The sequence below is a fragment of the Salinicola peritrichatus genome, assembly GCF_003206715.1.
In the GTDB taxonomy this organism is placed as follows: domain Bacteria; phylum Pseudomonadota; class Gammaproteobacteria; order Pseudomonadales; family Halomonadaceae; genus Salinicola; species Salinicola peritrichatus.
Genome location: NZ_PZJU01000081.1, coordinates 1 through 24,559, shown reverse-complemented (window position 1 = coordinate 24,559; position 24,559 = coordinate 1). Strand labels below are relative to the sequence as shown.

The window sequence follows — 24,559 nt, the reverse complement described above, 5'->3', positions numbered from 1 at the left end:
TTTTCGCTCATGAGCGAAATGGACCAGCAGCAGCCGAAGCATCAAGAAGCACCACGGACGCCAAACGAACCGGCAGGCGTCATGTTACGTCGCGAACGCGAGCGTCAGGGCCTGAGTCTCGAAGACGTCGCGCTGCAGCTCAATCTGCGCCCGACGGTCGTCGCCGGACTCGAGGAGGACCGCTTCGACCAGGTGCCGATCGCCGCCTATCGGCGCGGCTACGTGCGCGCCTATGCGCGCCTGATGGGGATGGACGAGACGGCCGTCGTCAACGCCTATGATGCCACCCATGGCCGGGCGGACATCGAACGCAAACTGGTGCCGGTCAACACCGCCAAGCCCCCCTCCCGGGTGGGTGCGTGGCTATTCCGGCTCTTTACCCTGCTGGTGATCATCGGTCTGGTCGCGCTGACCCTGTTGTGGTGGCAAAGCCGTGAAGGCAACGATGTCTTCGGTGGTGGCGACGATGCCCCCGTCGCCGTCGACTCGTTCAACGACGACGACACCACCGGCAGCGACGACAACGGCCTGGAACCCAATGCCGACACCGTCCTACCTCCGGTGCCGACCCGACAGAATACGCCGCAGGTCGACAACGAAGCCTCCTTGCCGGCCGACGACACCGCCTCCGACGCTGCCAACAGCGACGGCGTCTCGGCCTCGGCGGAAACCTCGACGCCCGATGCCGACGAGCGACAGGCCCAACAAGTCGCCACCCTGGCGAATACTGTCGAGCCATCTTCCGAGACGCCGCCGAACACCGATTCGGCAACCTCCGATTCGGCTGCCGCGAGCGATGACACGACCTTGTCGCTGACCTTCAGCGAAGAGTCATGGACCGAAATCTATGATGCCAACGACGATCGGATCTTCAGCGGCCTGCAGCCCGCCGGCAGTCAGGCAACCGCGGAAGGCGAGCCGCCCTTCCGCCTGACCATCGGCAACGCCAGCGGCGTGACGCTGGACTACCGCGGCGAGCCGATCGACCTGAGTCAATACACGGGCGGCAACAACGTTGCCCGCTTCACATTGGGAGACTGAGAGCGCCATGCATACGCCATCTCCGATCACCCGCCGTCCCTCTCGACAGATCCATGTCGGTAACGTGCCTGTCGGCGGCGGTGCGCCCATCGCCGTGCAGAGCATGACCAATACCGACACCAACGATGTCGCTGCCACCGTCGCGCAGATCCAGCGTCTGCAGCTGGCCGGCGCCGACATCGTGCGCGTCTCGGTGCCCGACATGGATGCCGCCGAAGCCTTCGGCAAGATCAAGCGTCAGGTCAGCGTCCCGCTGGTCGCCGACATTCACTTCGACTACAAGATCGCGTTGCGCGTCGCCGAACTCGGCGTCGATTGTCTGCGCATCAACCCCGGCAACATCGGCCGCGAGGATCGCGTGCGCGCCGTGGTCGATGCCGCGCGCCATCACGGCATTCCGATCCGCATCGGCGTCAACGCCGGCTCGCTCGAGAAGGATCTGCAGAAGAAGTACGGCGAACCGACGCCGGAAGCGCTGGTCGAATCGGCCATGCGCCACATCGATCACCTCGACCGCCTCGACTTTCCCGATTTCAAGGTCAGCGTCAAGGCCAGCGACGTCTTCATGGCCGTCGCCGCCTATCGCCTGCTGGCCAAGCAGATCGAGCAACCGCTGCACCTCGGCATCACCGAGGCCGGCGGCCTGCGCTCGGGTACGGTCAAGTCGTCGATCGGGCTGGGCATGCTGCTGATGGACGGCATCGGCGACACCATCCGTGTCTCGCTCGCCGCCGATCCGGTCGAAGAGGTCAAGGTCGGCTATGACATGCTCAAGAGCCTGCGGCTGCGCTCGAAAGGCATCAATTTCATCGCCTGCCCCAGCTGTTCGCGCCAGAATTTCGACGTCATCGGCACCATGAACGCGCTCGAGGAGCGCCTCGACGACATCATGACGCCGCTCGACGTTTCGGTGATCGGCTGCGTGGTCAACGGCCCCGGTGAAGCCAAGGAAACCGACATCGGTCTCACCGGTGGCAGTCCGGCCAACCTGGTCTACATCGACGGCAAACCGGCCAGCAAGCTGCGCAACGATCATCTGATCGACGATCTCGAGGCGTTGATCCGCGAAAAGGCGCGCGAGAAAGAGAATCGCGACGACGCCGTCATCGCCCGCGAGGCTTGATGACGCCTCGGCACCCGCATCCAGAGTAACCGACGAACGCCCGGGCCGCCCGCCCGTGGCGCTTCGCTATAGGCAGGAGTGTCAGTTGAGCAACAAGATACAAGCCATTCGCGGCATGAACGATCTGCTGCCGGATCAATCGCCGGTGTGGCAATACGTCGAGCGCCAGTTGCGCTCGCTGATGGATCGCTACGATTACCGCGAGATCCGTACCCCGATCGTCGAACAGACCGCGCTGTTCGCACGCTCTATCGGCGAGGCTACCGACGTGGTCGAGAAGGAGATGTACACCTTCGACGACCGTAACGGCGAGAGCCTGACACTGCGCCCCGAGAACACCGCCGCGGTGGTACGCGCAGCCATGCAGCATGGCCTGCTGCACAACCAGACGCAGCGACTGTGGTACATGGGGCCGATGTTCCGCTACGAGCGCCCGCAGAAGGGGCGTTATCGTCAGTTCCATCAGATCGGGATCGAAGCCTACGGCATGACCGGGCCGGACATCGACGCCGAGATCATCCTCCTCTCCGCCCGCCTGTGGCGCCAACTCGGCATGGCCGAGCACGTCACGCTCGAGCTCAACTCGCTGGGTTCGCCGGAGGCCCGCGCGGCTTACCGGCAAGCGCTGGTAGCCTATTTCGAGACCCATCGCGAGGTGCTCGACGAGGATTCCCGGCGCCGCCTGATCAGCAATCCGCTGCGCATTCTCGACTCCAAGAACCCGGAGATGGCCGACATGCTGGCCGGCGCTCCGCAGTTGCTGGATCATCTCGACGAGGCGTCCCGCGATCACTTCGAGCAGCTCAAGGCCACGCTGGACGCCGCCGGCATCGGCTATCGCATCAACCCGCGGCTGGTGCGCGGTCTCGACTACTACTCGCGTACCGTGTTCGAGTGGACCACCACCGCACTCGGCAGCCAGGGCACGGTCTGCGGTGGCGGTCGCTACGACGGCCTGGTCGAACAGCTTGGCGGCAAGCCGACGCCCGGCGTCGGTTTCGCCATCGGCCTCGAACGCCTCATGCTGCTGCTGGAAACCCTCGAGCTGATTCCCGAGGAAGCCAAGGGCGGCGCCGATGCCTACCTGCTGGCCATGGGCGAAGCGGCCGAGCGTGAAGCCCTGCTGCTCGGCGAGCGCCTGCGCGACGCTCTGCCCGCGCTGCGTCTTCAGGTACACTGCGGCGGCGGCAGCTTCAAGAGTCAGATTCGGCGCGCCGATCGCAGTGGCGCCAAGGTCGCGCTGATTCTCGGCGAGGACGAAATCGCCAATGGCCGCCTGACGCTGAAACCGCTGCGTGACGATGGCGACCAGCAGACGCTAGCGCTGGACGACGCCATCGCCTGGCTCGCACGGCTTTTATAGCGACCCGATTACAGCGCCCCGAAGCCGGCGCTAACCGCGTAGCTCGTAGCGGCTTTTTACAGCGCCCCGAAGCCGGCGCCAGTCGTAAGCAATAGTGCAAGGAGACCGCCCGTGGCGGAGCTGAGAACCGAAGAAGAGCAGTTGGATGCGATCAAGCAGTGGTGGAAATCCAACGGCACCGCCCTGCTGGTCGGCGTGGCCATTGCCGTGGCCGGCGTGTTTGGCTGGCAGGCGTGGCAACGCTATCAGAATACTCAGGCCGCCGAAGCCTCGGTGACCTATCAGCAACTGATCGCCATCGCCGGCAGTGACAACATCGACGACAACGCCCGTCAGCAGGCGTTCACCTTCGCCGACAAGTTGCAGAGCGATCACGGCGGCTCACTGTACGGCGATCTGGCCGGGCTCATCGAAGCCAGGCTGGCCGTCGACAGCAGCGACAACGAGCGTGCCCGGCAAGCCCTGAACGAGATCGTCGAGAATAGCGACCGCCCCTATATACAAGGTCTCGCCCGCCTCGATCTGGCTCGGCTGCAGATCGCCGACGGCGATCCCGACGCGGCGTTGAAGACGCTCGACCAGACGATACCCAGTGCGCTCGAGGCGCAGCGACAGGACGTTCGCGGTGACGCTTTCGCCGCCCTTGAACGCCCCGACGATGCGCGCGAAGCCTACCAGCAGGCCCAGACTCTGGCGCAGGACGCGGACCAGACGATCTACGGCCTTCAGCTCAAGCTTGACGATCTCGGTGTGGAGGACGCCACCTGATGAAATTGATCCGCCTACTCCTGCCCCTCGGGTTGACCACGACGCTGCTGGCCGGCTGCGCCGGTAGCGTCGAGCCGCAGTATCCCCCCAAGGAGCTCAAGGACTTCACACCGAAGGTCGAGCTCGACGAGCGCTGGGACCAGAGCATCGGCGAAGGCCTGGGACGTGCGCAGTATCCGCTGACGCCGATCGTCGACGACGGCACCATTTACGCCGTCGACCAGACCGGCGATCTGCGCGCGATCGACACCGACAGCGGCGACACCGAATGGGAAGTCGAACTGGGTACGCCGATCTCCAGCGGCATCGGTGCGGATACCAGCCGTCTCTATATCGGCACCCGCAACGGCGAAGTGCTGGCGGTGGATCGCGAGGACGGCAGCATCGACTGGCGCTCGCGGGTCTCCAGCGAAGTACTGGCGCCGCCGCAGGTCAACAGCCAGCTGGTCGTGGTACAGAGCGTCGATGGCGCCGTGACCGCCCTCGACCGGCTCGACGGCAACGAACAGTGGGTTTACACCAGCGCGCAGCCGGCGCTGACGCTACGCGGCACCGGCGCGCCGAGGGTGATCGAACCGGTCTCGTTCGCCGGATTCGCCAATGGCCGCCTGGTCACGCTGGACAACCGCAGCGGTCAGACCCTGTGGGACATGCGTGTCGCCGTGCCCAAGGGGCGCACCGAGGTCGACCAGTTGGTGGACCTCGACGGCCAGCCGGTACTGACCCAGGACGGCCGCCTGTTCGTGACCAGTTACAACGGTCGCCTGCTGGCGCTGGAGGCGACTTCCGGCAAGATCCTGTGGGAGCGTGAGGAGTCGAGCTATCTGACGCCGCTGGTGGTGGGCAACTATCTGTTCACGGTCAACGATGCCAGCCATGTTCTCGCCATCGAAGCCGATACCGGCCGCGTGATGTGGGATTCCGATACCCTGGAAGGTCGCTGGCTGACCGCGCCCTCGTTCGTCGACGGCAACATCGCCGTGGGCGACTACGAGGGCTATGTGCATCTGCTCGACGCCTCCACCGGCGAGATGAGTGGCCGCGTCCATGTCGATGACAGCGGCCTGACGCTGCCGCTGCTGACCGGCAACCAGCGGCTCTATGCGCTGACCAACGACGGCACCCTGGTTGCCTACGACCTGAAGGATGTCGCCGACTGATCGCCAGTCTTCGACAGCGACACGCTTCTCATCGGCCCCGCTCCGGCGGGGCTGATGGCGTTTACGGGAATGTTCGGACTTCCCCGCTTTCGCATGCTAGAATGCCGCGCTACTATCTCCGGTCACATCGGGCGTCGGCCACATCGGGCCTATCGCCGCACTCTTCGATCGTCTCCCTTGCCACCGCCTTTTTCTGCGAATCGCCATGACCCCCGTTATCGCCCTGGTTGGCCGACCCAACGTCGGCAAGTCGACACTTTTCAACCGCCTGACCCGCTCCCGCGATGCGTTGGTGGCCGATTTCCCCGGCCTGACTCGTGACCGCAAGTACGGCAATGGCCAGTTGGGCGATAAAGCCTATACCGTCATCGATACCGGCGGTATCAGCGGCGACGAACACGGCATCGACGCCGCCATGGCGGAGCAGTCGCTGACCGCCATCGACGAGGCCGATATCGTGCTGTTCATGGTCGATGGTCGCGCCGGCCTGACCAGCGCCGATGAGGCGATCGCCAATCATCTGCGGGTCAATCAGAAGAAGACCTATCTGGTGGTCAACAAGACCGACGGACTCGACGAGCACGCCGCGATGGCCGATTTCTGGGCTCTCGGCCTGGGCGACCCGCGCCCGATCGCCGCCGCCCATGGGCGCAACGTCACCGCGCTGATCGACGAGGTCCTGGCCCCCTTCCCCGAGCGCGACCCGCATGCCGGGCCGGCCGGCGACTACCCAGGCGTGCACATCGGCGTGATCGGCCGCCCCAACGTGGGCAAGTCGACGCTGGTCAACCGCATGCTGGGCGAGGACCGGGTGGTGGTGTTCGACGAAGCCGGCACCACCCGCGACGCCATCGAGATTCCCTTCGAGCGCCGCGGCAAGCCCTACGTGCTGGTCGACACCGCGGGCATCCGGCGGCGCAAGAACGTCAGCCTGACCGCCGAGAAGTTCTCGATCATCAAGACCCTGGAAGCGATCAAGGAGTGCCATGTCGCGATCATGGTGCTCGACGCCCGCAGCGGCCTGGTGGAGCAGGATCTGCACCTGCTCGATTACGTGCTCAGCAGCGGTCGCGCGCTGGTGCTGGCGGTCAACAAGTGGGACGGCCTGGAAAGCGAAGTGCGCGAGAAGATGCGTGCCGACATCAAGCGCCGCCTGGGCTTCGCCGATTACGCCGATCTGCACTTCATTTCGGCACTGCACGGCACCGGCGTCGGCGATCTCTACAAGTCGGTCGACAAGGCCTTCGACAGCGCCAACAGCCACTGGTCGACCAACCGCCTGACCACGATCCTGCAGGACGCGGTCAGCGAGCACCAGCCACCGCTGATCCACGGCCGCCGGATCAAGCTGCGCATGGCCCACCAGGGCGGCAGCAACCCACCGATCATCGTCGTGCATGGCAACCAGACCGCGTCGCTGCCGGAAGCCTACAAGCGTTATCTCACCAACACCTTCCGCAAGGTGCTCAAGGTACGCGGCACGCCGATCCGCTTCGAATTCCGCTCCGGCCACAATCCCTACGACAGCAACGCCGGCGCCAGCGACCGCGAGAAGGCCCGCGCCCGCCAGCTCGATCGCACCCGCGAGGCACGCAAGAACCGCCGCTAGCGATCTTGGTTCGAGATCGCGCGAGACCCCACCCAATGGCAGGCAAACTGCCATGCCGCACGACCGCTGCGCACGCCCCGCAGCGTGGCGTAGCGAATTGCCTCGGCTCTCGCGGCCTCGCTCCAGGCCGATTCGCCGGCAAGATGCACCACCCAGTGACGACAGGTCTCGAGATAGGACTGCTGATCGAACGGATGAAAGGCCAGCCACAGGCCGAAACGGTCCGACAGCGAGATCTTCTCTTCCACCGCGTCGCCGTGATGCAGCTCGCCTTCCACCAGCCTCGTTTCCTGGTTGTCGGACATCGATTCCGGCAGCAGGTGACGGCGATTGGAAGTCGCATAGAGCAGCACGTTTTCCGGCGGGCCGGTCAAGGTGCCGTCGAGCACGCTCTTGAGCGCCTTGTAGGCATCGTCGCTGCCCTCAAAGGAGAGGTCGTCGCAGTAGACGACGAAACGCTGGGACTGATCGCGCAGGCGCTGAACCAGCACCGGCAGCGCTACCAGGTCGTGGCGGTCGACCTGGATCAGGCGCAAGCCCTCATCGGCCAGGGTATTGAGCAGCGCGCGGACCATCGACGATTTGCCACTGCCGCGCGCCCCCCACAGCAGCGCATGGTTGGCGGGATGCCCTTGCAGAAAGGCGCGAGTGTTCTCGAGCAGCGCGCGCTTCTGGCGTTCGACGCCGATCAGATCCTCCAGCCGTACCGCGTCGCGGGGCGAAACCGGCACCAGTTGCCCGCCGAGCGGATGCGACTGCCACAGGGCTGCGATGTCACGATTCCAGTCCACGGCTGCCGGCTGGTCGGGCAGCCAGGCTTCGACACGGTCCAGCAGGCGATTCAGGCGTTGAGCCAGATCTCCATCCATCTTCGATTCTCCTCGGGTTGACGCATGATGCACTCGGCGATGACAGGAATGGCGAATAGCCGGAATGGCGTATCTTGGGCTCCTTGAACCGGCGGGTCCAGCATTGCACCTTCGCCTCATGCACGGCACGCTTGATACCCAGCGGAAAACCCCGACCACGAGACACAACGATCCGGAGACCACCATGTCAGGAAGACCCTCCCGCCGCGTGCTCGGCATCCTCGGCGCGGCCGCGCTGCTCAGTGCTTGCAGCACTTCGCCGTTGGGCCGCAACCAGCTGGCTTTCTATTCCGATGACGAGTTGGCGCAAATGGGCCAGCAGAGCTTCGAACAGTACCAGCAGGAGTTGCCTAGCGTCAGCGGCGCCCAGGCGAACTACGTACAGTGCGTGGCCAAGGCCATCACTGCCGAGGTGCCTGCCAGCGAGGGTATCGGAGAGTGGCAGGTGAAGCTGTTCAAGGACGACACCGCCAACGCCTTCGCCCTGCCGGGGGGTTATATCGGCGTCAATACCGGTTTGCTGGACGTCGCCACCAACCAGGACCAGCTCGCCGCGGTCATCGGTCACGAGGTAGGGCACGTGCTGGCGCATCACGCCAACGAGCGCGTCTCGACACAGGCCGCAACGCAAAGCGGTCTCTCGGTGCTACAGACCGTGGCCGGACTGCAGGGGGCCGGTGGTGAACAGGTCATGGGCCTGCTCGGCGCCGGTGCGCAGTACGGCGTGATCCTGCCCTTCTCGCGCAAGCAGGAATCGGAAGCGGATCTGGTCGGGCTGGACCTGATGGCCGATGCCGGCTTCGATCCGCGCGCGAGCCTCGACCTATGGGAAAACATGGCCGCCAACAGCCAGGGCGAGCCGCCGGCGTGGATGTCCACCCACCCCAGCAACAGCCAGCGCATGGCAGGCTTGCGCGATCGCCTCGACGAAGCCGTGCCGCGCTACGAGCAGGCCAGGGCCGAGGGCAAGCAGCCCAACTGCAAGGCTTAAATGCCTCTGCTTGCCAGCATTTTCAGGACAGGTTGCTGGCAGGTAGCACCGATGGGCTTGAATCCGCCACCCTAATGACGCCTTCCAGACGGCGCTGGACGACGATCGCCCGTGCCGGGTCTTGCAACAGGGATGTTGCAAGAGGCGCGTTGGGCAGGATGCCCTTTCGCGCCGACCCGAGCGCGGGCGATTGGCGTTCAGGGTTTCGCCGTCTGTGGCGTCAAAAAGGGGAGCGCGAGGGGCTTGCCCCTCGCAATCACGAGCAAGAGGGTCGTTGAGACTCAGTCAGTAGTAAGCTGATTCTGCTGGAATTCGTTGCCTTGCCGAACCCCAAGTTACAACTCCCGCCGCAATATCTCCCGCAGCGGCGCCGTCTCGGGTCGCACCTGACGCCAGAGCCAGAACGACTCGGCGGCCTGCTCGATCAGCATGCCGAGCCCGTCGACGGTACGTGCCCCCCTTTCGGCCGCCCAACGCAGGAAAACGGTCGGTTCGGCGGCGTACATCATGTCGTAGGCGAGGCCATCAGCGGCAAACAGGTCGTCCGGCAACGGCGGCAAATCGCCAGTTAGGCTGGCGCTGGTGGCGTTGATCACCAGATCGAACGGCCCCGCCACATCATCGAAGCCGCATCCGGACACCTCGCCCTTTCCGGCAAACAGCACGGCCAGCTCCTCGGCCTTGGCGACGGTGCGATTGGCGATCGTCAGCGAGCCGGCACCGGCTTCCAGCAGCGGCTCGATCACGCCCCGCGACGCACCGCCAGCGCCGAGCAGCAGCACACGGGCACTCCGCAGCGGCGCGGCGTGGGCTTCCAGGTCACGCACCAATCCCACGCCATCGGTGGTGTCGCCATAAAGCCTGCCATCACGACCGACCATCAGCGTGTTGACCGCCCCGGCCAGTCTGGCCCGTGGGGAGAGAACCTCCGCCAGCGCGAACGCCTCCTGCTTGAACGGCACGGTGACGTTGGCACCCTTGCCGCCCGCTGCGACGAAGGCACGCCAGGCGCCGGCGAAATCCGACCTGGGTGCCTCGATCGCTTCGTAGCGCAGCGATTCGCCGGTCTGCTCGGCGAAGGCGGCATGAATGCGCGGCGATTTCGAGTGGCCGATGGGATTGCCGAAAACGGCGTAACGGTCGGTCATGTCGGCAGTGGCTCCTGGGCTGTGTTCAACCAGTCGCGGGGTTGGAGATAAGCATTCAAGCGCGCCTCAATGCTGTCGGCTTGCGGCGCCCACTGATATTGCCAGCGCGCCAGTGGCGGCATCGACATCAGAATCGACTCGGTGCGTCCACCGCTCTGCAGGCCGAACAGAGTACCGCGATCCCACACCAGGTTGAACTCGACGTAGCGCCCGCGCCGGTAGGCCTGGAAATCCCGCTCGCGCTCGCCGTAGGCATGATCGCGGCGACGCTCGGCGATCGGCCGATAGGCATCGAGAAAACTGTCGCCGACGGCCTGCTGGAACGCGAAGCAGCGCTCGAACGGCCACTCGTTGAGGTCGTCGAAGAACAGCCCGCCGACACCGCGGGCCTCGTTACGATGCTTGAGATAGAAATAGTCGTCGCACCACGCCTTGAAGCGCGGATAGACGTCTTCGCCGAACGGCCCGCAGGCGCGTCTGGCAACGCCGTGCCAGAGCTTGACGTCGTCGAGATAGGGATAGTAAGGCGTCAGATCGTAACCGCCGCCAAACCACCAGACCGGTTCCTCGCCGGCCTTGTCGGCGAGGAAGAAGCGCACGTTGCCATGCACCGTGGGCACGTGCGGATTGCGTGGATGCAGCACCCAGGAGACGCCGACGGCATGAAAGCTGCGCCCGGCGAGTTCGGGACGGGCGGCACTGGCCGATGCCGGCAGTTGCTCGCCGTAGACATGGGAGAAGTTGACCCCGCCCTTCTCGAACAGCGCACCCTCTTCGATCACCCGCGAGCGACCGCCGCCGCCTTCCGGTCGGTCCCAGACGTCTTCGCGGAACCGCTGCTCGCCATCCAGCGCCGCGAGTCCGTCGCACAGCGTGTCCTGTAGCGTGAGCAGATAAGCCTTGACGCGTTCGAGATGGGGATGTGCCACGGTCGGACTCCTTCTAACGATGGACGGGGCTGCAGTGCGCATTCAGGCGCGCAGGATTCGGTTGGTCATCAGATCGCGAATGGTGCTGGGCCGGTCGCGTCCGCCCAGCGGCCCCTCGACGATGGCGTCGATGGCATCGCCGAAGGTTTCGCGAACCGCGTCGGCGCTCATCGCCGGCGCCTCGCCGGCGCGATTGGCCGAGGTCGAGACCAGCGGGCCGCCCCAGCTTCCGCACAGTTCCTGCACCAGCGGATGGTCGCTGACGCGCACGGCAAGCGTCGGATGGCTGCCGCGCAGCAGCGGTTTGGCGCGCCCGTTGTCGGGCACCAGCCAGGTATTGGGGCCCGGCCAACTGGCATCGAGACGCGCCATCGATGCCTCGTCGAGGCCCTCGAGCCATGGGCCGAGCTGCTCGATCGTCCCGGCGATCAGGATCAAGCCCTTGTCGCTGGCGCGCCCCTTGAGCGCGATCAGCGCCGCCAGCGCCCGTTCATCGTCCGGATCGCAGCCCAGCCCCCATACGCCCTCGGTGGGGTAAGCAATCACTCCGCCGCGCTCGAGTGCCGCCATGGCGTTCGCCCATTTGTGCATAACCCAGAACCTTCCTGGCGGAGAATCCGCCGTCTCACGATGGACGAATTCTATCACGCCGCCTGGACCGCGAGCCGTGCCCAAGCGTCGCACCCGCTGGCGCGCACCGGACTGGCGAAGCCGAGCGTCGCCGGCCATAGTGACTCGTCGGGAACATTCATCGACAGAGACTCGACAATGAAACGTTCATTGCTATCCCCCTTGCCACTGATCTGTGCCATCGGACTCACCGCCTGCGCCCAGCAGCCCGCGCAACCGCCCGAGCCGCAAGCGTCGCTTGCCGATGAGTTGGTGATGGCGACGCTCTGGATGCAGTCTTCCGGCGAATACGCCGCACTCAGCCATCAAGCGTTCAATCTCGCACGCATGAATCTCGACCGGGCACTGGCCGCACCGGAAGGCAGCGATCGACGCCCGCCGGCGATCATCGTCGACGTCGACGAAACCGTGCTGGACAACACACCCTACGAGGCATGGCTGATCGCCAATGACGAGAACTACGCCAGCGACAGCTGGGCTGCATGGGTCGACAAGGCCAGCGCCGTGGCGATGCCGGGCGCCAAGGCATTTCTCGATCATGCGGCCTCGCGGGGAGTCGAAGTGTTCTACGTCACCAACCGGGACGACGATCAGCGCGATGCCACCTTGCGCAATCTCGCCCGGGTGGGCTTTCCCGACGCCGACAGCGAGCATCTCATGCCGCGCACCGACGCCAGCGACAAGACAGCCCGCCGCCAGCAGGTGGCGCAATCGCACTGGATCATTTTGCTGATGGGCGACAACCTGGGCGACTTCTCCAGCGGTTTCGATCGCGCAACCGCCCAGGCGCGGCGGGCCGCGGTCAATGCCCAGGCCAACGCCTTCGGCAGCCGCTACATCATGCTGCCCAACCCGGCCTATGGTGACTGGGAAGGCGCGCTCTATGGCGGCGACTGGAGCCTCAGCGACGAGGAAAAATCCCGCGCCCGCCGCAACCATCTGCAAGTCTGGGGCGGACCGGCAACGCACTGAGTCGTCGCAAGCGAATCAAAGCCCCGCCCGGAATGAACTGCGTGGAGACATTCACTGTCCCCGCCGCACCCAGCCGCCGGCGGCTTGCGCCACCTGGCCTTCGAGCTCCAGCTCCAACAGCGCCAGTTGCAGCTCGGCCACCGATTGCCCGGTGATCTCGACCAGCAGATCCAGGGGCGTCGGTGCGTCGCTGAGCGCGGCCAGCAACGGGGAATCCGGTGGCCTAGCGGGCGACACTGTCGTGGAAACTTGCGCCGGGGCCCGGTCGTCGGCGGGAGCGGCCTGCCAGTGGCCGAGTTCGGCGAGCATGTCGTCGACATGGCGCACCAGCGCCGCCTCGCCCTGCTGGATCAATCGCAGGCAGCCGCTCGCTTGTGGATTGTGGATCGACCCGGGCAACGCGAATACTTCACGCCCCTGCTCCAACCCCAGCCGCGCGCTGATCAACGAGCCGCTCTTTTCGGCGGCCTCGACTACCAGCACGCCCAATGACAGACCGGTAATCAGTCGATTGCGGCGCGGAAAGAAACGCGGGTGAGCGCGTGTATTCGCCGGATGTTCGGCAAGCAGCAGGCCATTGCCCGCCAGCAACTCGCGGTAGAGCCCGGCGTGACGCGGCGGATAGACCACATCCACCCCGCAGCCGAGCACACCGATGGTCGCCCCGCCGGCCTTGAGCGCGGCGCGTTGCGCGGCGCCATCGATCCCCAGCGCCATGCCGCTGACCACGCAGAAGCCGCGCTCGACCAGACCCCGGGCGAAATACCCCGCGTTGTCCTGGCCTTCGCGGGTCGGCCGCCGCGTGCCGACCATGGCCATGGCCGGCAACGCCAGCGTCCCAATCTCGCCCTTGGCCCACAATACCGTCGGCGGATCGGGAAGCTGATCGAGCAACGCCGGCCACGCCGGATGGCCGGGATAGAGCAAGTGGTGACGATCGTTCGACGCTTCCCACGCCAGCGCGGCGTCGACCTTGGCGGCGAGCGGGCTGCGCGCGGGGTGATCGAGCCACAGCCGCAGCGGCTGAGCGAGATTCGCCGGCAGCGCGGCCAGCCAGCCCTGAGGCCAACTCGGCTCTCCGGACTCACGCCAATGCCGGAGCAGCGGTGCGAGTTTTCCCGGCCCCAGACCGGGCAGCGCCTGCAGCGCGAGCCAGTCGCGAACGCCCGGCATCATCGGCCGGCTCCGACGCGGCCAGCAGCGCTCAACGGCTGCTCCCGCGGGTCACTACCTCGCGCAGGTCTCGCGGCACGACCAGCCGGTCGCCCACCGCCAGCGTCTGGGACGCTCGCATCACCAGGGCGTAGCTGACATGGTCGAAAACCCGAAACACCATGACCGCACCGGCTTGCGTGTCCGGCAGCGTCACCCAGGCATCGTGCAGATCGTCGCGGACGCGCTCGCCCTGGCGCATGACCTGGAGGACATGGCCGGTTTCGAGCCCGTCGGCACTGCCGCGGTCGATCGCGATCACATCGAAACGGCCGATGAAACGCACGCCCTCCGGCACCGAGAGAATCGTGGCGACCACCGGCGTCTCCGGCGCCCGCGGCATGAACTGCGTCGCGATGCCGCCCTCGTCGAGGGCCAGCAGATAGTCGCCGTTGCGAATTTCCTGGACCGCATCGAGTACCGTGAGTTCGCCCACCTCGCCCACGTTGCGGCGTACCCGCACGTGCCCCAGGCGCTGCAACTCCAGGCCGAGGGACTCGTCGGCTTCGGGGGAGCGATAATCGGTACCCGGACGGTAGACGCCGAGGGTGGTCCCGGCGGCGGGCAGATTGCCGTGGGCATACAGCGTGTCGCCCGGCCCGCTCAGCAGGCGCTGGGCATCGCCGGCAATCACCGTCGGCGCGCCCTCGAGCACGCCGGGGTCGACGATCCGATAGGCCTCGAGAAAGACCTTGATCCTATCCAGCGGCAGGCTTGGCACGGCGTCCCGGGCCGGCGCGCGACGCACGCTGGGCGAAAGTCGCACCGTTTGTCCCCGTGCCCGCTCCAGCGAGATCCGCGGCGCGCCATTTCCGGGTCCGCCGAGCACGATGACGTCGCCCGGGTAGAGCCGCTCGGGCGCCGCCACTTGCGGATTCTGCCGCCATAGCTCGCGCCACTGCCAGGGTTGGTCGAGAAAGCGCGCGGCGATGCCCCACAGCGTATCGCCGGCGCTGACGGTATAGCGCGCCGGCGCGTCGGGCTTGAGCGTGAGTGCGCTTGCCGGCATGGCGATGAGCGCCAGCCATATCAGGCCGGCGCCGAGGAGCGGCGTCCGCCGGGCAGCGCCTGCTCCCGACCGGCGCCCGCTGCGCCGAGACAGGGTTCGAATCATCGCCATCTTCGGTTTCCAACAGGAGATCTCCGTCTAGATCGGCGGCGCGCGGCGAGACTTGAGCGTTCACGTTCCCGGGACGAGCCGGATGCCAACTCAGGCCCTAAGGAAACGCTGAATAAATCAGCGAGCAGGATGAAGNNGACCGGGCTGGCGCTCCAGTACCATGCAACGCAGCGATTCGCCTGCGCAGACATTTATGCAGTGTTTCCCTAACAGTTTCCCCGCCGGCGTCGGCGCACTACAATGGAAGGTCACGTCACTCATGCCGACAGGCACCAAAAACGCTATGGCCATCAGAACCATTCTCGAATATCCCGATCTGCGCCTGCGCACCAAGGCGGCGCCGGTCGAACAGGTCGACGACGAGATCCGCGCCCTGGTCGACGACATGCTCGAAACCATGTACGACGCTTCCGGCATCGGCCTGGCCGCGACCCAGATCGATGTCCACCGGCGCGTGATCGTCATGGACGTCAGCGACGAACGCAATGCGCCGCTGGTGCTGATCAACCCCAGCTACGAGCCGCTGGACGACGAGCGCCAGCCGCTGCAGGAAGGCTGTCTGTCGATCCCCGACTACTACGCCGAGGTGCCGCGTGCGCTGCGCGTCCATCTCAAGGCGACCGATCGTGATGGCAACGCCTACGAACTCGATGCCGACGGTTTGCTGGCCCACTGCATTCAGCACGAGTGCGATCACCTCGAGGGCGTGCTGTTCGTCGACTATCTGTCGCCGCTCAAGCGCGACCGCATACTCAAGAAGATGCAGAAGCGCCACAAGCTGGGGCAGGACGCCTGAATCAGGCTCGAACGCCATGCTGTCAAGGCCGGTCGTCCTCGTGACGCCGGCCTTTCGTCATTCATCAGTGGAATACTCTCGCATGAGTCATAGACAGGATGATCGAGCGCTGCGCATCGTCTTCGCCGGCACCCCCGACTTCGCGGCCGCCAGCCTCGTGGCCCTGCTCGCTTCTCGCCACCGGGTCGTCGGCGTCTATACCCAGCCGGACCGCCCCGCCGGGCGCGGTCGCAAGCTCACGCCCAGCCCGGTCAAGCGGTTGGCGTTGGCGCACGGCCTGCCGGTGGAGACGCCGGTAAGCCTCAAGGATGGCGAGGCCCAGCGGCGACTGGCCGAGTTCGACGCCGATGTCATGGTCGTGGTCGCCTACGGCCTGCTGTTGCCCCAGGCGGTGCTTGACCTGCCGCGCCTCGGCTGCCTCAACGTGCATGCCTCGCTGTTGCCGCGCTGGCGTGGCGCGGCGCCGATTCAGCGGGCAATCGAAGCCGGCGACGACGAGAGCGGTATCACGCTGATGCAGATGAATGCCGGCCTCGATACCGGCGACATGCTGCTGATTCGGCGCACGCCGATCGATGCCGCCACCACCGGCGGTTCGCTGCACGACCGGCTTGCCGAACTCGGCGGCCGCACCCTGGTCGAGGGGCTGGACGCGCTGAGCGAGGACGGGCTCGCGCCGACACCACAGCCGGAGGCGGGCGTCACCTACGCCAGCAAGCTTTCCAAGGCCGAAGCGGAGCTCGACTTCAGCCAGTCGGCGGCGTCCCTGTCGCAGCGCATCCGCGCCTTCAATCCCTGGCCGGTGGCGTGGACGCGCCTCGACGACGATACGCTGCGCCTGTGGTTTGCCGAGCCCGATGCCGCTGCTGTCGACCGGGACGCAATACCCGGCACGCTACTTGAACCCGCCCAGGATGCCCTGCGCGTCGCCTGCGGCGAGAGCGGCCGCGAGGTGCTGCGGATCACCCAGCTACAGATGCCGGGGGGCAAACCGCTCGCCGCGCGGGATCTACTCAACGCCAACCATCCCCGTTTGCGTCCCGGCCAGCGTCTGGGCCGTCGCACCGAGGAGTCCGCACGATGAGTGCCGGCGATTCTCGCACTGTCGCCGCAAGAGCGCTGGCACCGGTCATCAGCGGCCAGGGCTCGCTGTCGGCGCTCGATGCACAACTGGCCGCCAGCGCACTCCCCGAGCGCGATCGCGGCTTCGTCAAGGCGCTCTGTTTCGGTGTCTGCCGCGCCCATCCGCGCCTCGACGCGCTGGCCGCGCGGCTACTGCGTCAACCTTTCAAGCGCCGCGACGCCGATGTGCAGGCGCTGCTGCTGATCGGCCTCTACCAACTGCTGCATATGCGCGTGCCACCCCACGCCGCGGTCAGCGAAACCGCCGGCGCCGCCCGCGCCCTGGGCAAGGCGTGGGCGACGCGCGTGTTGAATGGCTGTCTGCGGCGATTCCAGCGCGAATCGGTCGCGCTGCAGGCCCAGGTCGATCGCGATCCGCCGGTGGCGCTGTGGCATCCGGCCTGGCTGCTGCGCGAGTTGCGCGACGCCTGGCCGGTAGAGTGGCGCACACTCTGCGAGGCCAACAACGAGGCCGGCCCGATGACCTTGCGCGTCAATCGTCGGCGCGGCTCTCGCGGTGACTACCTGAAACGCCTCGACGAGGCAGGCATCGCCGCCACCCCCTGCCGTTTCTCCCCCGACGGTATCCAGCTGGAAAGCCCTTGTGACATCAACCAGTTGCCGGGATTCCAGACGGGTGACGTCAGCGTGCAGGATGAATCGGCCCAGCTCTGCGCCGAGCTGCTGACGCCAGCACTGGAAGGGAGCGCGGGCAAGCGTGTGCTAGACGCCTGCAGCGCCCCTGGCGGCAAGACGGCGCACCTGCTCGAGCGCTTCGACCTCGACCTCACCGCACTGGACATCGATCCGGCACGTCTGGCGCGCGTTGGCGCAACGCTCGAGCGGCTTGGCCTGAATGCCCGACTGCACGCGGCCGACGCCGGCGACCGGGCCGATAACGCTGAGTGGGATGGCCAAACGTTCGATGCCATTCTGCTCGACGCGCCCTGCTCCGGCACCGGCGTCATCCGCCGCCATCCGGATATCAAGCTGCTCCGACGCTACAGCGACATCGCCGAACTGGCCGCGCTGCAGGCGCGACTGCTCGACAATCTATGGACCAGGCTCGCCCCCGGCGGCACCCTGCTCTATGCGACCTGTTCGGTGTTGCCGGCGGAGAATGCGGATCAGATCGCCGCCTTTCTCGCGCGCACCCCGAACGCCGTCGCCGAAACGCCGAGCGACCTCGAGTGGGGCCGGCCGGCCGGCGCCGGTCGCCAGTTGCTGACGCAGCCCGGCGGCCATGATGGGTTCTTTTATGCGCGGCTACGCAAAGGAAACGCTGCATAAATGTCTGCGCTTCCCCAAGCCATGTGACGCGACACCGGACGGTGTGACTTGCGCCCGGCCGAGCAGGCTTCGATACTGAATCGACACTCTTGGTGAGGAAGTGCCGGCCGTGCCCGAGAACGACGTCATCGATCCCACGCTTCGTCAACAACCCCAGCCCGCTGCCCTGGCGCTCGACGGCGTCGCCGTCGAGAGCGCGTTGATCGTGGTCGACGTGCAGCCGGACTTCATGCCCGGCGGCGCGCTGGCCTGTGCCGAGGGCGATGCCATTCTACCCGGGCTCGAGTGGCTGCTGGCACAGCACGCCTTCGGCCATGTGGTGGCAACCCAGGACTGGCACCCCGACGGCCATGTCTCCTTCGCCTCGCAGCATCCGCCGCACCAACCGTTCGAAGCGATCGAGCTTTACGGCCACAGCCAGACGCTGTGGCCCGATCACTGCATCCAGCGCACCGAGGGCGCGGCGCTGCATCCGGCGATCGACTGGTCGCCCTGCGACGTGATCATCCGCAAGGGCACCAATCCCGGCATCGACTCCTACAGCGCCTTTCGCAACAACATTGGCCCGGACGGCCATCGTCCCGCCACCGGCCTCGCCGGCTGGCTGCGCGATCGCGGCGTGACCGATGTCTACGTTTGCGGTCTGGCGCGCGACGTCTGCGTGCTATGGACGGCGGAAGACGCCGTGGCGGCCGGCTTCCGTACGCATTTTCTCTGGCCGCTGACGCGCCCCGTCACCTTCGATACCGATGGCGACACGCGCCAGCGGCTGTCCGAGTTGGGCATCGCCATCGTCGATGCCTGACAGCGACGCCCCACGGAACACAAGGGGGCGGACGATTGCCGGGGCTGACGGCACCGGCATTCATCATCCAAGGAGCTTTCCAAGGAGGTACGGCATGAGCGACCACGTCTACAAGCAGATCGAAATCACCGGCTCGTCACCCAACGGCATCGAGGACGCGGTGCGAAACGCGTTGACGAAGGCCAGCAAGAGCCTGCATGGCATGCGCTGGTTCGAGGTGACCGAAACCCGGGGTCACCTGGAGAACGACCAACTGGCGCACTGGCAGGTCACCCTCAAGGTCGGCATTACGCTGGATTGATCGAACCCATGACCACCGTGGGCGTTGCATCGCCCGCGGTGGTGTCATTCGGCCGTCAGGGTGGGTATGCTACGCGCTGATTTCGGCGTCCTTGGAACACTCAAGGCAACACGATGACATCGACGAGCGGAAACCTGCGTCTAGCATGAAGATCATCATCCTGGGGGCCGGTCAGGTCGGCGGTACACTGGCCGAACATCTGGCCAACGAAGAAAACGACATCACCGTCGTCGACATCAACGAGGAGCGGCTGCGCGAGCTGCAGAACCGCCTCGATATCCGCACCGTGATCGGTACCGCGTCCTATCCCAATATTCTGCGCCAGGCCGGCGGCGAAGACGCCGACATGCTGATCGCGGTGACCAGCTCCGACGAGATCAACATGGTCGCCTGCCAGGTCGCGCATACCCTGTTTCGGACGCCGACCAAGATCGGCCGCGTGCGTTCGACCGCCTATCTGACCCGCAAGAGCCTGTTCTCCAACGACGCCATTCCGGTCGACGTGCTGATCAGCCCGGAACAGGTGGTGACCGACCACATTCGCCGCCTGATCGAATACCCCGGCGCTCTGCAGGTACTCGACTTCGCCGGCGGCCTGGCCCAGCTGGTGGCGGTGAAGGCCTACTACGGCGGCCCGCTGGTCGGCCAGGAACTCGGTTTCCTGCGCCGTCACATGCCGACCATCGACACCCGGGTGGCCGCGATCTACCGTCGCGACCGGCCGATCATTCCGACCGGCGATACCGTCATCGAGGCCGACGACGAGGTCTTTTTCATCGCCGCGCGGCGCGATATCCGCACCGTGATGGGCGAACTGCGCAAGGTCGATCGCGACTTTCGCCGGGTGCTGATCGCCGGCGGCGGCAACATCGGCGAGCGCCTGGCCGAGACGCTCGAGCACAAGCACCAGGTCAAGATCATCGAACATGATCTCCACCGCTGCGGCACGCTCTCCGAAAAGCTCGATCGCACCGTGGTGCTGCACGGCAGCGCCACCAGCAAGCGGCTGATGCTCGAAGAGAACATCGAAGACTGCGACATCTATTGCGCGCTGACCAACGACGACGAGGTCAACATCATGTCGTCGATGCTGGCCAAGCGCCTCGGCGCCAAGAAGGTGCTGACCCTGATCAACAATGCCGCCTACGTCGACCTGGTCCAGGGCGGCGAGATCGATATCGCCATTTCGCCGCAGCAGACCACCATCGGCAGCCTGCTGACCCATGTGCGCCGCGGCGACATCGTCAACGTCCACTCGCTGCGCCGCGGTGCCGCCGAAGCGATCGAGGCCATCGCTCACGGCGACAAGCGCTCCTCCCGCGTGGTCGGCCGCACCATCGGCGAAGTCGATCTGCCCAGCGGCACCAGCATCGGCGCCATCGTGCGCGGCAAGGAAGTGCTGATCGCCCATGACGATGTGATGATCGAGAGCGGCGATCACCTGATCCTGTTCGTGATCGACAAGCGGCGCATCCGCGACGTCGAGCGTCTGTTCCAGGTCGGCTTGACGTTTTTCTGATGACGACCACGTTGCGCCCTCTCTTGCCGCCACAACCGATCGGGGACGCCTCGCCGTGAACCTGTTCGTGATCCTGCGCATCGTCGGGCTGCTGCTGATGCTGTTCAGCCTGACCATGGTCCCGCCGATCGTCATTGCGCGGATCTTTCACGATGGCAACTGGTACGCCTTCGGCGCCGGCATGGCGATTTCGGTCGTTACCGGCGCCCTGCTCTACTGGCCCAATCGTCACGCGCGACGCGAGCTGCGCACCCGCGACGGCTTCCTGATCACGGTGCTGTTCTGGAGCGTGCTGGGATCGTTCGGTGCGATCCCGTTCATGGTTTCCGCGGATCCGTTGATGTCGTTCACCGATGCCGTGTTCGAATCGTTCTCCGGGCTCACCACCACCGGCGCCACGGTGCTCAGCGGCATTGATCACCTGCCAGCCTCGATCCGCTTCTACCGCCAACAACTGCAGTGGCTCGGCGGCATGGGGATCGTCGTGCTCGCGGTGGCGATCCTGCCGACGCTGGGCATCGGCGGCATGCAGCTCTACCGTACCGAAATTCCCGGGCCGTTGAAGGACTCCAAGCTCACCCCGCGGATCACCGAAACGGCCAAGGCACTGTGGTACATCTATGTCATCCTGACGCTGATCTGCGCCCTGGCATACTGGCTCGCCGGAATGAACTGGTTCGACGCCATCGGCCACAGCTTTGCCACTGTCGCCGTCGGCGGCTTCTCGACCTACGACGCCAGCATCGGCTATTTCGATAGCGCGGCCATCGAGCTGATCTGCGTGTTCTTCATGGTCGTGTCGTCGGTCAGTTTCGGCCTGCATTTCGCCGTGTGGCGCGAAAAGCGCCTGTTGCAGTACATCCGCGATCCGGAATTCCGCTTCTTCGTGACCTTTCTGGCTTTGTTGATCGCGATCACCATCGTCACGCTCTTCACCACCGGCACCTACCACGACGCCACCGGGATTCGCCATGGGCTGTTCGAGGCGGTCTCGGTGGCGACCACTTCCGGTTTCAGCGTCGCCGACTTCACGCTGTGGCCCGGCGTGCTCCCCATCATGCTGTTCATGGCGGCCTTTGTCGGCGCCTGCTCCGGCTCGGCCGGCGGTGGCATGAAGGTGATTCGTATCCTGCTGATCCTCAAGCAGGGGATCCGCGAGATCCACCGGCTGATCCATCCCAACGCGATATTCGCGGTCAAGGTGGGGAAGATGCGGATTTCCGAGGGCGTGGCGGAAGCGGTATGGGGCTTTTTCTCGGTCTACCTGATGCTGTTCGTGCTGATGCTGCTGGTGCTGCTGGCAACGGGGCTCGATCAGGTCACGGCGTGGTCCGCCGTGGGCTCGGCGCTCAATAATCTGGGCCCGGGACTCGGCGCCGTTTCCACCGACTACGGTGACATCCCCGATACCGCCAAGTGGGTACTGGTATTGGCAATGATGCTCGGGCGCCTGGAAATATTCACCGTCCTGGTGCTGTTCACTCCCGCATTCTGGCGTCGCTGATCACGAGTTTGTCCGCCGCCACCGCTTTCGCGATAATTCAGCCACCATTCGGCCGCCGGCATGCTCTGCCGGCGCTCCCATCGATAGCGAGACACCATGACCGACTCCAGTCAGGGACCGCGTGAGACCGTCGATCTCGCCGCACACCAGTTAACGCTCCTGGGCACCGCCCACGTTTCCCAAGCCAGTGCCAATGAAGTTCGCGAATTGATTCGTTCCGGCGAATTCGACGCCGTCGCCATCGAACTGTGTACCTCCCGTTATCAAAGCCTGACCCAGCCGGACGCCATGGCGAAGCTGGATCTCTTTCAGGTACTGCGCCAAGGCAAGGCCGGCATGGTCGCCGCCAGCCTGGCGCTGGGAGCGTTTCAGCAGCGCATCGCCGAGCAGTCCGGCATCGAGCCGGGAGCGGAGATGCGCGCAGCGGTCAAGGGCGCCCAGCGCGCCGGCCTGCCGCTCTACCTGATCGATCGCGAGATCGGCGTGACCCTCAAGCGAATCTACCAGAACGTGCCCTGGTACAAGCGCTTCGGGTTGATTTCCGGCCTGCTCGGTAGCGTCCTGTCGCGCCAGAAAGTGTCGAGCGAGGAGATCGAAAAACTCAAGGAAGGCGACGTGCTGGAATCGACCTTCGCCGAATTCGCCGAGCAGTCGCAGACACTCTATGAACCGCTGATCACCGAACGCGACCGCTACATGGCGCTCAAGTTGGTGGAGGAACTTCCCGATGGCCAGGCCCTGCGCGTCCTGGTGGTGATCGGCGCCGGCCACCTCAAGGGCATGAGCGACCATCTTCATTCGCTTGACGCACAGCCACCGGCACGCGACGCCGTGCGCCAGGAACGTGAGAACCTCGAAGCCACTGCGCCACGCTCACGCTGGTGGAAAGCCGTCCCCTGGGTGATCGTAGCGCTGATTCTGACCGGCTTCGCCATCGGCTTCAGCCGCGACACCTCCCTGGGCTGGTCGCTGGTGGCCGAGTGGGTGCTGATCAATGGCGGCTTGTCGGCGCTCGGCACGTTGATCGCGCTGGGGCATCCGCTGACCATCGCCGCGGCCTTCGTCGCCGCCCCGCTCACCTCGCTCAACCCGACCATCGGCGTCGGTTTCGTTACCGCCGGGGTCGAGCTCTACCTGCGTCGGCCCACGGTGGGCGACTTCTCCAGTTTGCGCCGGGATGTCAGCCACTGGCGAGGCTGGTGGCGCAATCGGGTCGCTCGTACGCTGCTGGTGTTCCTGCTCTCGAGCCTGGGCTCCGCCGTCGCGACCTGGGTAGCGGGGCTGCGCATCGCCGGGCAGTTGTTGGGTTGACGAGAGAAACGCCACGCCGCGATTCCGCCCCTTGAATCCCATCGCTTCACCGCCATATTGCCCTCGGACGCGACGTGGAACGCCTTCAATCCTGCATCGTGTTCGGGGCGTCTCACCGCTTTTTCAAAAATTGCTTGCGCAAAGCAAGTCCACCCTTGAAAAGCGATTCGGCGACCCTATTTAACATAATGTCGAGAGACGGCATCAGCGATGCGTCAGCCACTCGACGGCGGATGCCGCCAAGCGGATCCGTCAGGAATCTCAAGCTTCGCTGTAATCAGGAGGTGAGTATCATGAACACGCTGTCACTTTCACCGCTGTTCCGTCGTTCCATCGGCTTCGATCGTCTCAACGATCTGTTCGAGACCGCCATGCAGAGCGACGTACCCAGCTATCCGCCCTATAACGTCGAGAAATACGGCGACAACGACTATCGCATCGCCGTGGCTGCCGCTGGCTTCAGTGAGAGCGAGCTCGACGTCAACGTCGAAAATCGCGTACTGACCATCAGCGCCGGCAAGGGCGAGCGTGACGAGGCCGAAAAGGTGCAGTACCTGCATCAAGGTATCGCCCAGCGCGCCTTCAAGCTCTCGTTCCGTCTCGACGAGAACATCGAAGTCCAGGGCGCTCGTCTGGAAAACGGCCTGTTGATCGTTGACCTGCTCCGTGTGGTGCCGGAAGAACAGCGCCCGCGTCAGATTCCGATCAACGGCAACCAGCGCCGCCTGAGCGACGCCTCCCAGACGGAAAACGCCGAAGCGACGACCGCCGAAGCGGTAACCGTCTAAGGCGAATCCGGCACGCCGCATTCTCGGATGCGGCGGATGACGACAGCAGCGCCCCCGGTGTTCACCCACCGGGGGCGTTGTATTTAGGAAACACTACATAAATGTCTGCGCAGGCGAATCGCTGTGTTGCGCGCTGCTGGAGCGCCAGCCCGGTCAAAATCCTCACCTATACCCCATAGGCTCCGGTT

At 65.5% G+C, this 24,559-nt stretch carries 23 protein-coding genes; 17 read left to right on the top strand and 6 right to left on the bottom strand.

Going from position 1 to position 24,559, the window contains the following annotated elements:
- The first annotated feature begins 9 nt into the window (after positions 1–9).
- The 6 genes from DOM57_RS20830 to der all read left to right on the top strand — a co-directional run bounded on the left by DOM57_RS20830 (position 10) and on the right by der (position 7,064).
- On the top strand, positions 10–1,041 hold the full coding sequence (locus tag DOM57_RS20830) for a RodZ domain-containing protein (protein ID WP_110651347.1): 1,032 nt from the start codon (positions 10–12) through the stop codon (positions 1,039–1,041).
- Between the two features lie 7 nt (positions 1,042–1,048).
- Entirely contained in the window at positions 1,049–2,164 is a 1,116-nt protein-coding gene (ispG, locus tag DOM57_RS20825; protein WP_110651345.1) for a flavodoxin-dependent (E)-4-hydroxy-3-methylbut-2-enyl-diphosphate synthase, read from the top strand.
- An 85-nt stretch (positions 2,165–2,249) separates the two neighbouring features.
- Positions 2,250–3,527, top strand: coding sequence for a histidine--tRNA ligase (gene hisS / locus DOM57_RS20820; RefSeq protein WP_110651343.1), 1,278 nt, complete (start codon positions 2,250–2,252; stop codon positions 3,525–3,527).
- Positions 3,528–3,638: 111 nt separating this feature from the next.
- Entirely contained in the window at positions 3,639–4,295 is a 657-nt protein-coding gene (locus tag DOM57_RS20815) for a YfgM family protein (RefSeq protein WP_110651341.1), read from the top strand.
- Positions 4,295–5,455 (top strand): outer membrane protein assembly factor BamB, encoded by a 1,161-nt coding sequence (gene bamB, locus DOM57_RS20810; RefSeq protein ID WP_110651339.1) that lies wholly within the window; start codon positions 4,295–4,297, stop codon positions 5,453–5,455. The genes DOM57_RS20815 and bamB overlap by 1 nt, the downstream gene beginning before the upstream one ends.
- A gap of 205 nt (positions 5,456–5,660) precedes the next feature.
- Positions 5,661–7,064, top strand: coding sequence for a ribosome biogenesis GTPase Der (gene der / locus DOM57_RS20805; protein WP_110651337.1), 1,404 nt, complete (start codon positions 5,661–5,663; stop codon positions 7,062–7,064).
- Here the strand turns inward: der and DOM57_RS20800 are convergent.
- On the bottom strand, positions 7,061–7,933 hold the full coding sequence (locus DOM57_RS20800; RefSeq protein WP_110651335.1) for an ATP-binding protein: 873 nt from the start codon (positions 7,931–7,933) through the stop codon (positions 7,061–7,063). The two genes, der and DOM57_RS20800, sit on opposite strands and share 4 nt — an antisense overlap.
- Before the next feature lie 184 nt (positions 7,934–8,117).
- Between DOM57_RS20800 and DOM57_RS20795 the strand changes: the two genes are divergently transcribed.
- On the top strand, positions 8,118–8,924 hold the full coding sequence (locus DOM57_RS20795) for a M48 family metallopeptidase (protein WP_239496362.1): 807 nt from the start codon (positions 8,118–8,120) through the stop codon (positions 8,922–8,924).
- A gap of 335 nt (positions 8,925–9,259) precedes the next feature.
- Here DOM57_RS20795 and aroE read toward each other — a convergent pair whose 3' ends face one another.
- Genes aroE through tsaC form a run of 3 tightly spaced genes read right to left on the bottom strand, consistent with a single transcriptional unit; the run spans position 9,260 to position 11,592 of the window.
- The gene (gene aroE, locus DOM57_RS20790; RefSeq protein WP_110651331.1) at positions 9,260–10,072 is read right to left on the bottom strand and encodes a shikimate dehydrogenase; all 813 of its coding nucleotides are present in this window, start codon (positions 10,070–10,072) and stop codon (positions 9,260–9,262) included.
- Positions 10,069–11,001: an oxygen-dependent coproporphyrinogen oxidase gene (gene hemF / locus DOM57_RS20785; RefSeq protein WP_110651329.1), complete on the bottom strand. Its 933-nt coding sequence runs from the start codon at positions 10,999–11,001 to the stop codon at positions 10,069–10,071. Before hemF ends, aroE begins: the two co-directional genes overlap by 4 nt.
- Positions 11,002–11,043: 42 nt before the next feature.
- The gene (gene tsaC, locus DOM57_RS20780; RefSeq protein WP_110651327.1) at positions 11,044–11,592 is read right to left on the bottom strand and encodes an L-threonylcarbamoyladenylate synthase type 1 TsaC; all 549 of its coding nucleotides are present in this window, start codon (positions 11,590–11,592) and stop codon (positions 11,044–11,046) included.
- Between the two features lie 177 nt (positions 11,593–11,769).
- Here tsaC and DOM57_RS20775 point away from each other — a divergent pair, with 177 nt between their 5' ends.
- Positions 11,770–12,603 (top strand): 5'-nucleotidase, lipoprotein e(P4) family, encoded by an 834-nt coding sequence (locus DOM57_RS20775; protein ID WP_162619622.1) that lies wholly within the window; start codon positions 11,770–11,772, stop codon positions 12,601–12,603.
- A gap of 51 nt (positions 12,604–12,654) precedes the next feature.
- Here DOM57_RS20775 and dprA read toward each other — a convergent pair whose 3' ends face one another.
- Both dprA and DOM57_RS20765 read right to left on the bottom strand, forming a co-directional pair.
- Positions 12,655–13,779, bottom strand: coding sequence for a DNA-processing protein DprA (gene dprA / locus DOM57_RS20770; protein ID WP_420820244.1), 1,125 nt, complete (start codon positions 13,777–13,779; stop codon positions 12,655–12,657).
- Between the two features lie 28 nt (positions 13,780–13,807).
- Positions 13,808–14,935, bottom strand: a complete 1,128-nt coding sequence (locus tag DOM57_RS20765; RefSeq protein WP_239496361.1) for a LysM peptidoglycan-binding domain-containing protein — start codon at positions 14,933–14,935, stop codon at positions 13,808–13,810.
- 283 nt (positions 14,936–15,218) lie between these two features.
- Between DOM57_RS20765 and def the strand changes: the two genes are divergently transcribed.
- The 9 genes from def to DOM57_RS20720 all read left to right on the top strand — a co-directional run bounded on the left by def (position 15,219) and on the right by DOM57_RS20720 (position 24,371).
- Complete coding sequence (def, locus tag DOM57_RS20760; RefSeq protein ID WP_110651600.1) at positions 15,219–15,731, top strand: peptide deformylase; 513 nt, start codon at positions 15,219–15,221, stop codon at positions 15,729–15,731.
- An 82-nt stretch (positions 15,732–15,813) separates the two neighbouring features.
- The gene (gene fmt / locus DOM57_RS20755) at positions 15,814–16,815 is read left to right on the top strand and encodes a methionyl-tRNA formyltransferase (protein ID WP_110651323.1); all 1,002 of its coding nucleotides are present in this window, start codon (positions 15,814–15,816) and stop codon (positions 16,813–16,815) included.
- Complete coding sequence (gene rsmB, locus DOM57_RS20750; protein WP_110651321.1) at positions 16,812–18,143, top strand: 16S rRNA (cytosine(967)-C(5))-methyltransferase RsmB; 1,332 nt, start codon at positions 16,812–16,814, stop codon at positions 18,141–18,143. Before fmt ends, rsmB begins: the two co-directional genes overlap by 4 nt.
- A gap of 109 nt (positions 18,144–18,252) precedes the next feature.
- Positions 18,253–18,948: a nicotinamidase gene (locus DOM57_RS20745; RefSeq protein ID WP_239496360.1), complete on the top strand. Its 696-nt coding sequence runs from the start codon at positions 18,253–18,255 to the stop codon at positions 18,946–18,948.
- A gap of 94 nt (positions 18,949–19,042) precedes the next feature.
- Positions 19,043–19,249: a dodecin gene (locus DOM57_RS20740; RefSeq protein ID WP_110651319.1), complete on the top strand. Its 207-nt coding sequence runs from the start codon at positions 19,043–19,045 to the stop codon at positions 19,247–19,249.
- 145 nt (positions 19,250–19,394) lie between these two features.
- Positions 19,395–20,768, top strand: coding sequence for a Trk system potassium transporter TrkA (trkA, locus tag DOM57_RS20735; protein WP_110651317.1), 1,374 nt, complete (start codon positions 19,395–19,397; stop codon positions 20,766–20,768).
- A 55-nt stretch (positions 20,769–20,823) separates the two neighbouring features.
- Positions 20,824–22,272 carry a TrkH family potassium uptake protein gene (locus tag DOM57_RS20730; protein WP_110651316.1) on the top strand — a complete coding sequence of 483 codons (1,449 nt, stop codon included), beginning with the start codon at positions 20,824–20,826 and terminating at the stop codon, positions 22,270–22,272.
- A 96-nt stretch (positions 22,273–22,368) separates the two neighbouring features.
- On the top strand, positions 22,369–23,583 hold the full coding sequence (locus DOM57_RS20725) for a TraB/GumN family protein (protein ID WP_110651314.1): 1,215 nt from the start codon (positions 22,369–22,371) through the stop codon (positions 23,581–23,583).
- A gap of 293 nt (positions 23,584–23,876) precedes the next feature.
- Entirely contained in the window at positions 23,877–24,371 is a 495-nt protein-coding gene (locus tag DOM57_RS20720; protein ID WP_110651312.1) for an Hsp20 family protein, read from the top strand.
- Positions 24,372–24,559 lie beyond the last annotated feature (188 nt).

Excerpts from the sequence above, each read along its gene's own strand:
- DOM57_RS20740 (WP_110651319.1), top strand. The coding sequence starts at position 19,043 with ATGAGCGACCACGTCTACAAGCAGATCGAAATCACCGGCTCGTCACCC.
- DOM57_RS20800 (WP_110651335.1), bottom strand. The coding sequence starts at position 7,933 with ATGGATGGAGATCTGGCTCAACGCCTGAATCGCCTGCTGGACCGTGTC.
- def (WP_110651600.1), top strand. The coding sequence starts at position 15,219 with ATGGCCATCAGAACCATTCTCGAATATCCCGATCTGCGCCTGCGCACC.
- DOM57_RS20830 (WP_110651347.1), top strand. The coding sequence starts at position 10 with ATGAGCGAAATGGACCAGCAGCAGCCGAAGCATCAAGAAGCACCACGG.
- rsmB (WP_110651321.1), top strand. The coding sequence starts at position 16,812 with ATGAGTGCCGGCGATTCTCGCACTGTCGCCGCAAGAGCGCTGGCACCG.
- ispG (WP_110651345.1), top strand. The coding sequence starts at position 1,049 with ATGCATACGCCATCTCCGATCACCCGCCGTCCCTCTCGACAGATCCAT.
- DOM57_RS20720 (WP_110651312.1), top strand. The coding sequence starts at position 23,877 with ATGAACACGCTGTCACTTTCACCGCTGTTCCGTCGTTCCATCGGCTTC.
- trkA (WP_110651317.1), top strand. The coding sequence starts at position 19,395 with ATGAAGATCATCATCCTGGGGGCCGGTCAGGTCGGCGGTACACTGGCC.
- DOM57_RS20795 (WP_239496362.1), top strand. The coding sequence starts at position 8,118 with ATGTCAGGAAGACCCTCCCGCCGCGTGCTCGGCATCCTCGGCGCGGCC.
- DOM57_RS20765 (WP_239496361.1), bottom strand. The coding sequence starts at position 14,935 with ATGGCGATGATTCGAACCCTGTCTCGGCGCAGCGGGCGCCGGTCGGGA.
- dprA (WP_420820244.1), bottom strand. The coding sequence starts at position 13,779 with ATGATGCCGGGCGTTCGCGACTGGCTCGCGCTGCAGGCGCTGCCCGGT.
- bamB (WP_110651339.1), top strand. The coding sequence starts at position 4,295 with ATGAAATTGATCCGCCTACTCCTGCCCCTCGGGTTGACCACGACGCTG.
- der (WP_110651337.1), top strand. The coding sequence starts at position 5,661 with ATGACCCCCGTTATCGCCCTGGTTGGCCGACCCAACGTCGGCAAGTCG.
- DOM57_RS20725 (WP_110651314.1), top strand. The coding sequence starts at position 22,369 with ATGACCGACTCCAGTCAGGGACCGCGTGAGACCGTCGATCTCGCCGCA.
- fmt (WP_110651323.1), top strand. The coding sequence starts at position 15,814 with ATGAGTCATAGACAGGATGATCGAGCGCTGCGCATCGTCTTCGCCGGC.
- DOM57_RS20775 (WP_162619622.1), top strand. The coding sequence starts at position 11,770 with ATGAAACGTTCATTGCTATCCCCCTTGCCACTGATCTGTGCCATCGGA.
- tsaC (WP_110651327.1), bottom strand. The coding sequence starts at position 11,592 with ATGCACAAATGGGCGAACGCCATGGCGGCACTCGAGCGCGGCGGAGTG.
- aroE (WP_110651331.1), bottom strand. The coding sequence starts at position 10,072 with ATGACCGACCGTTACGCCGTTTTCGGCAATCCCATCGGCCACTCGAAA.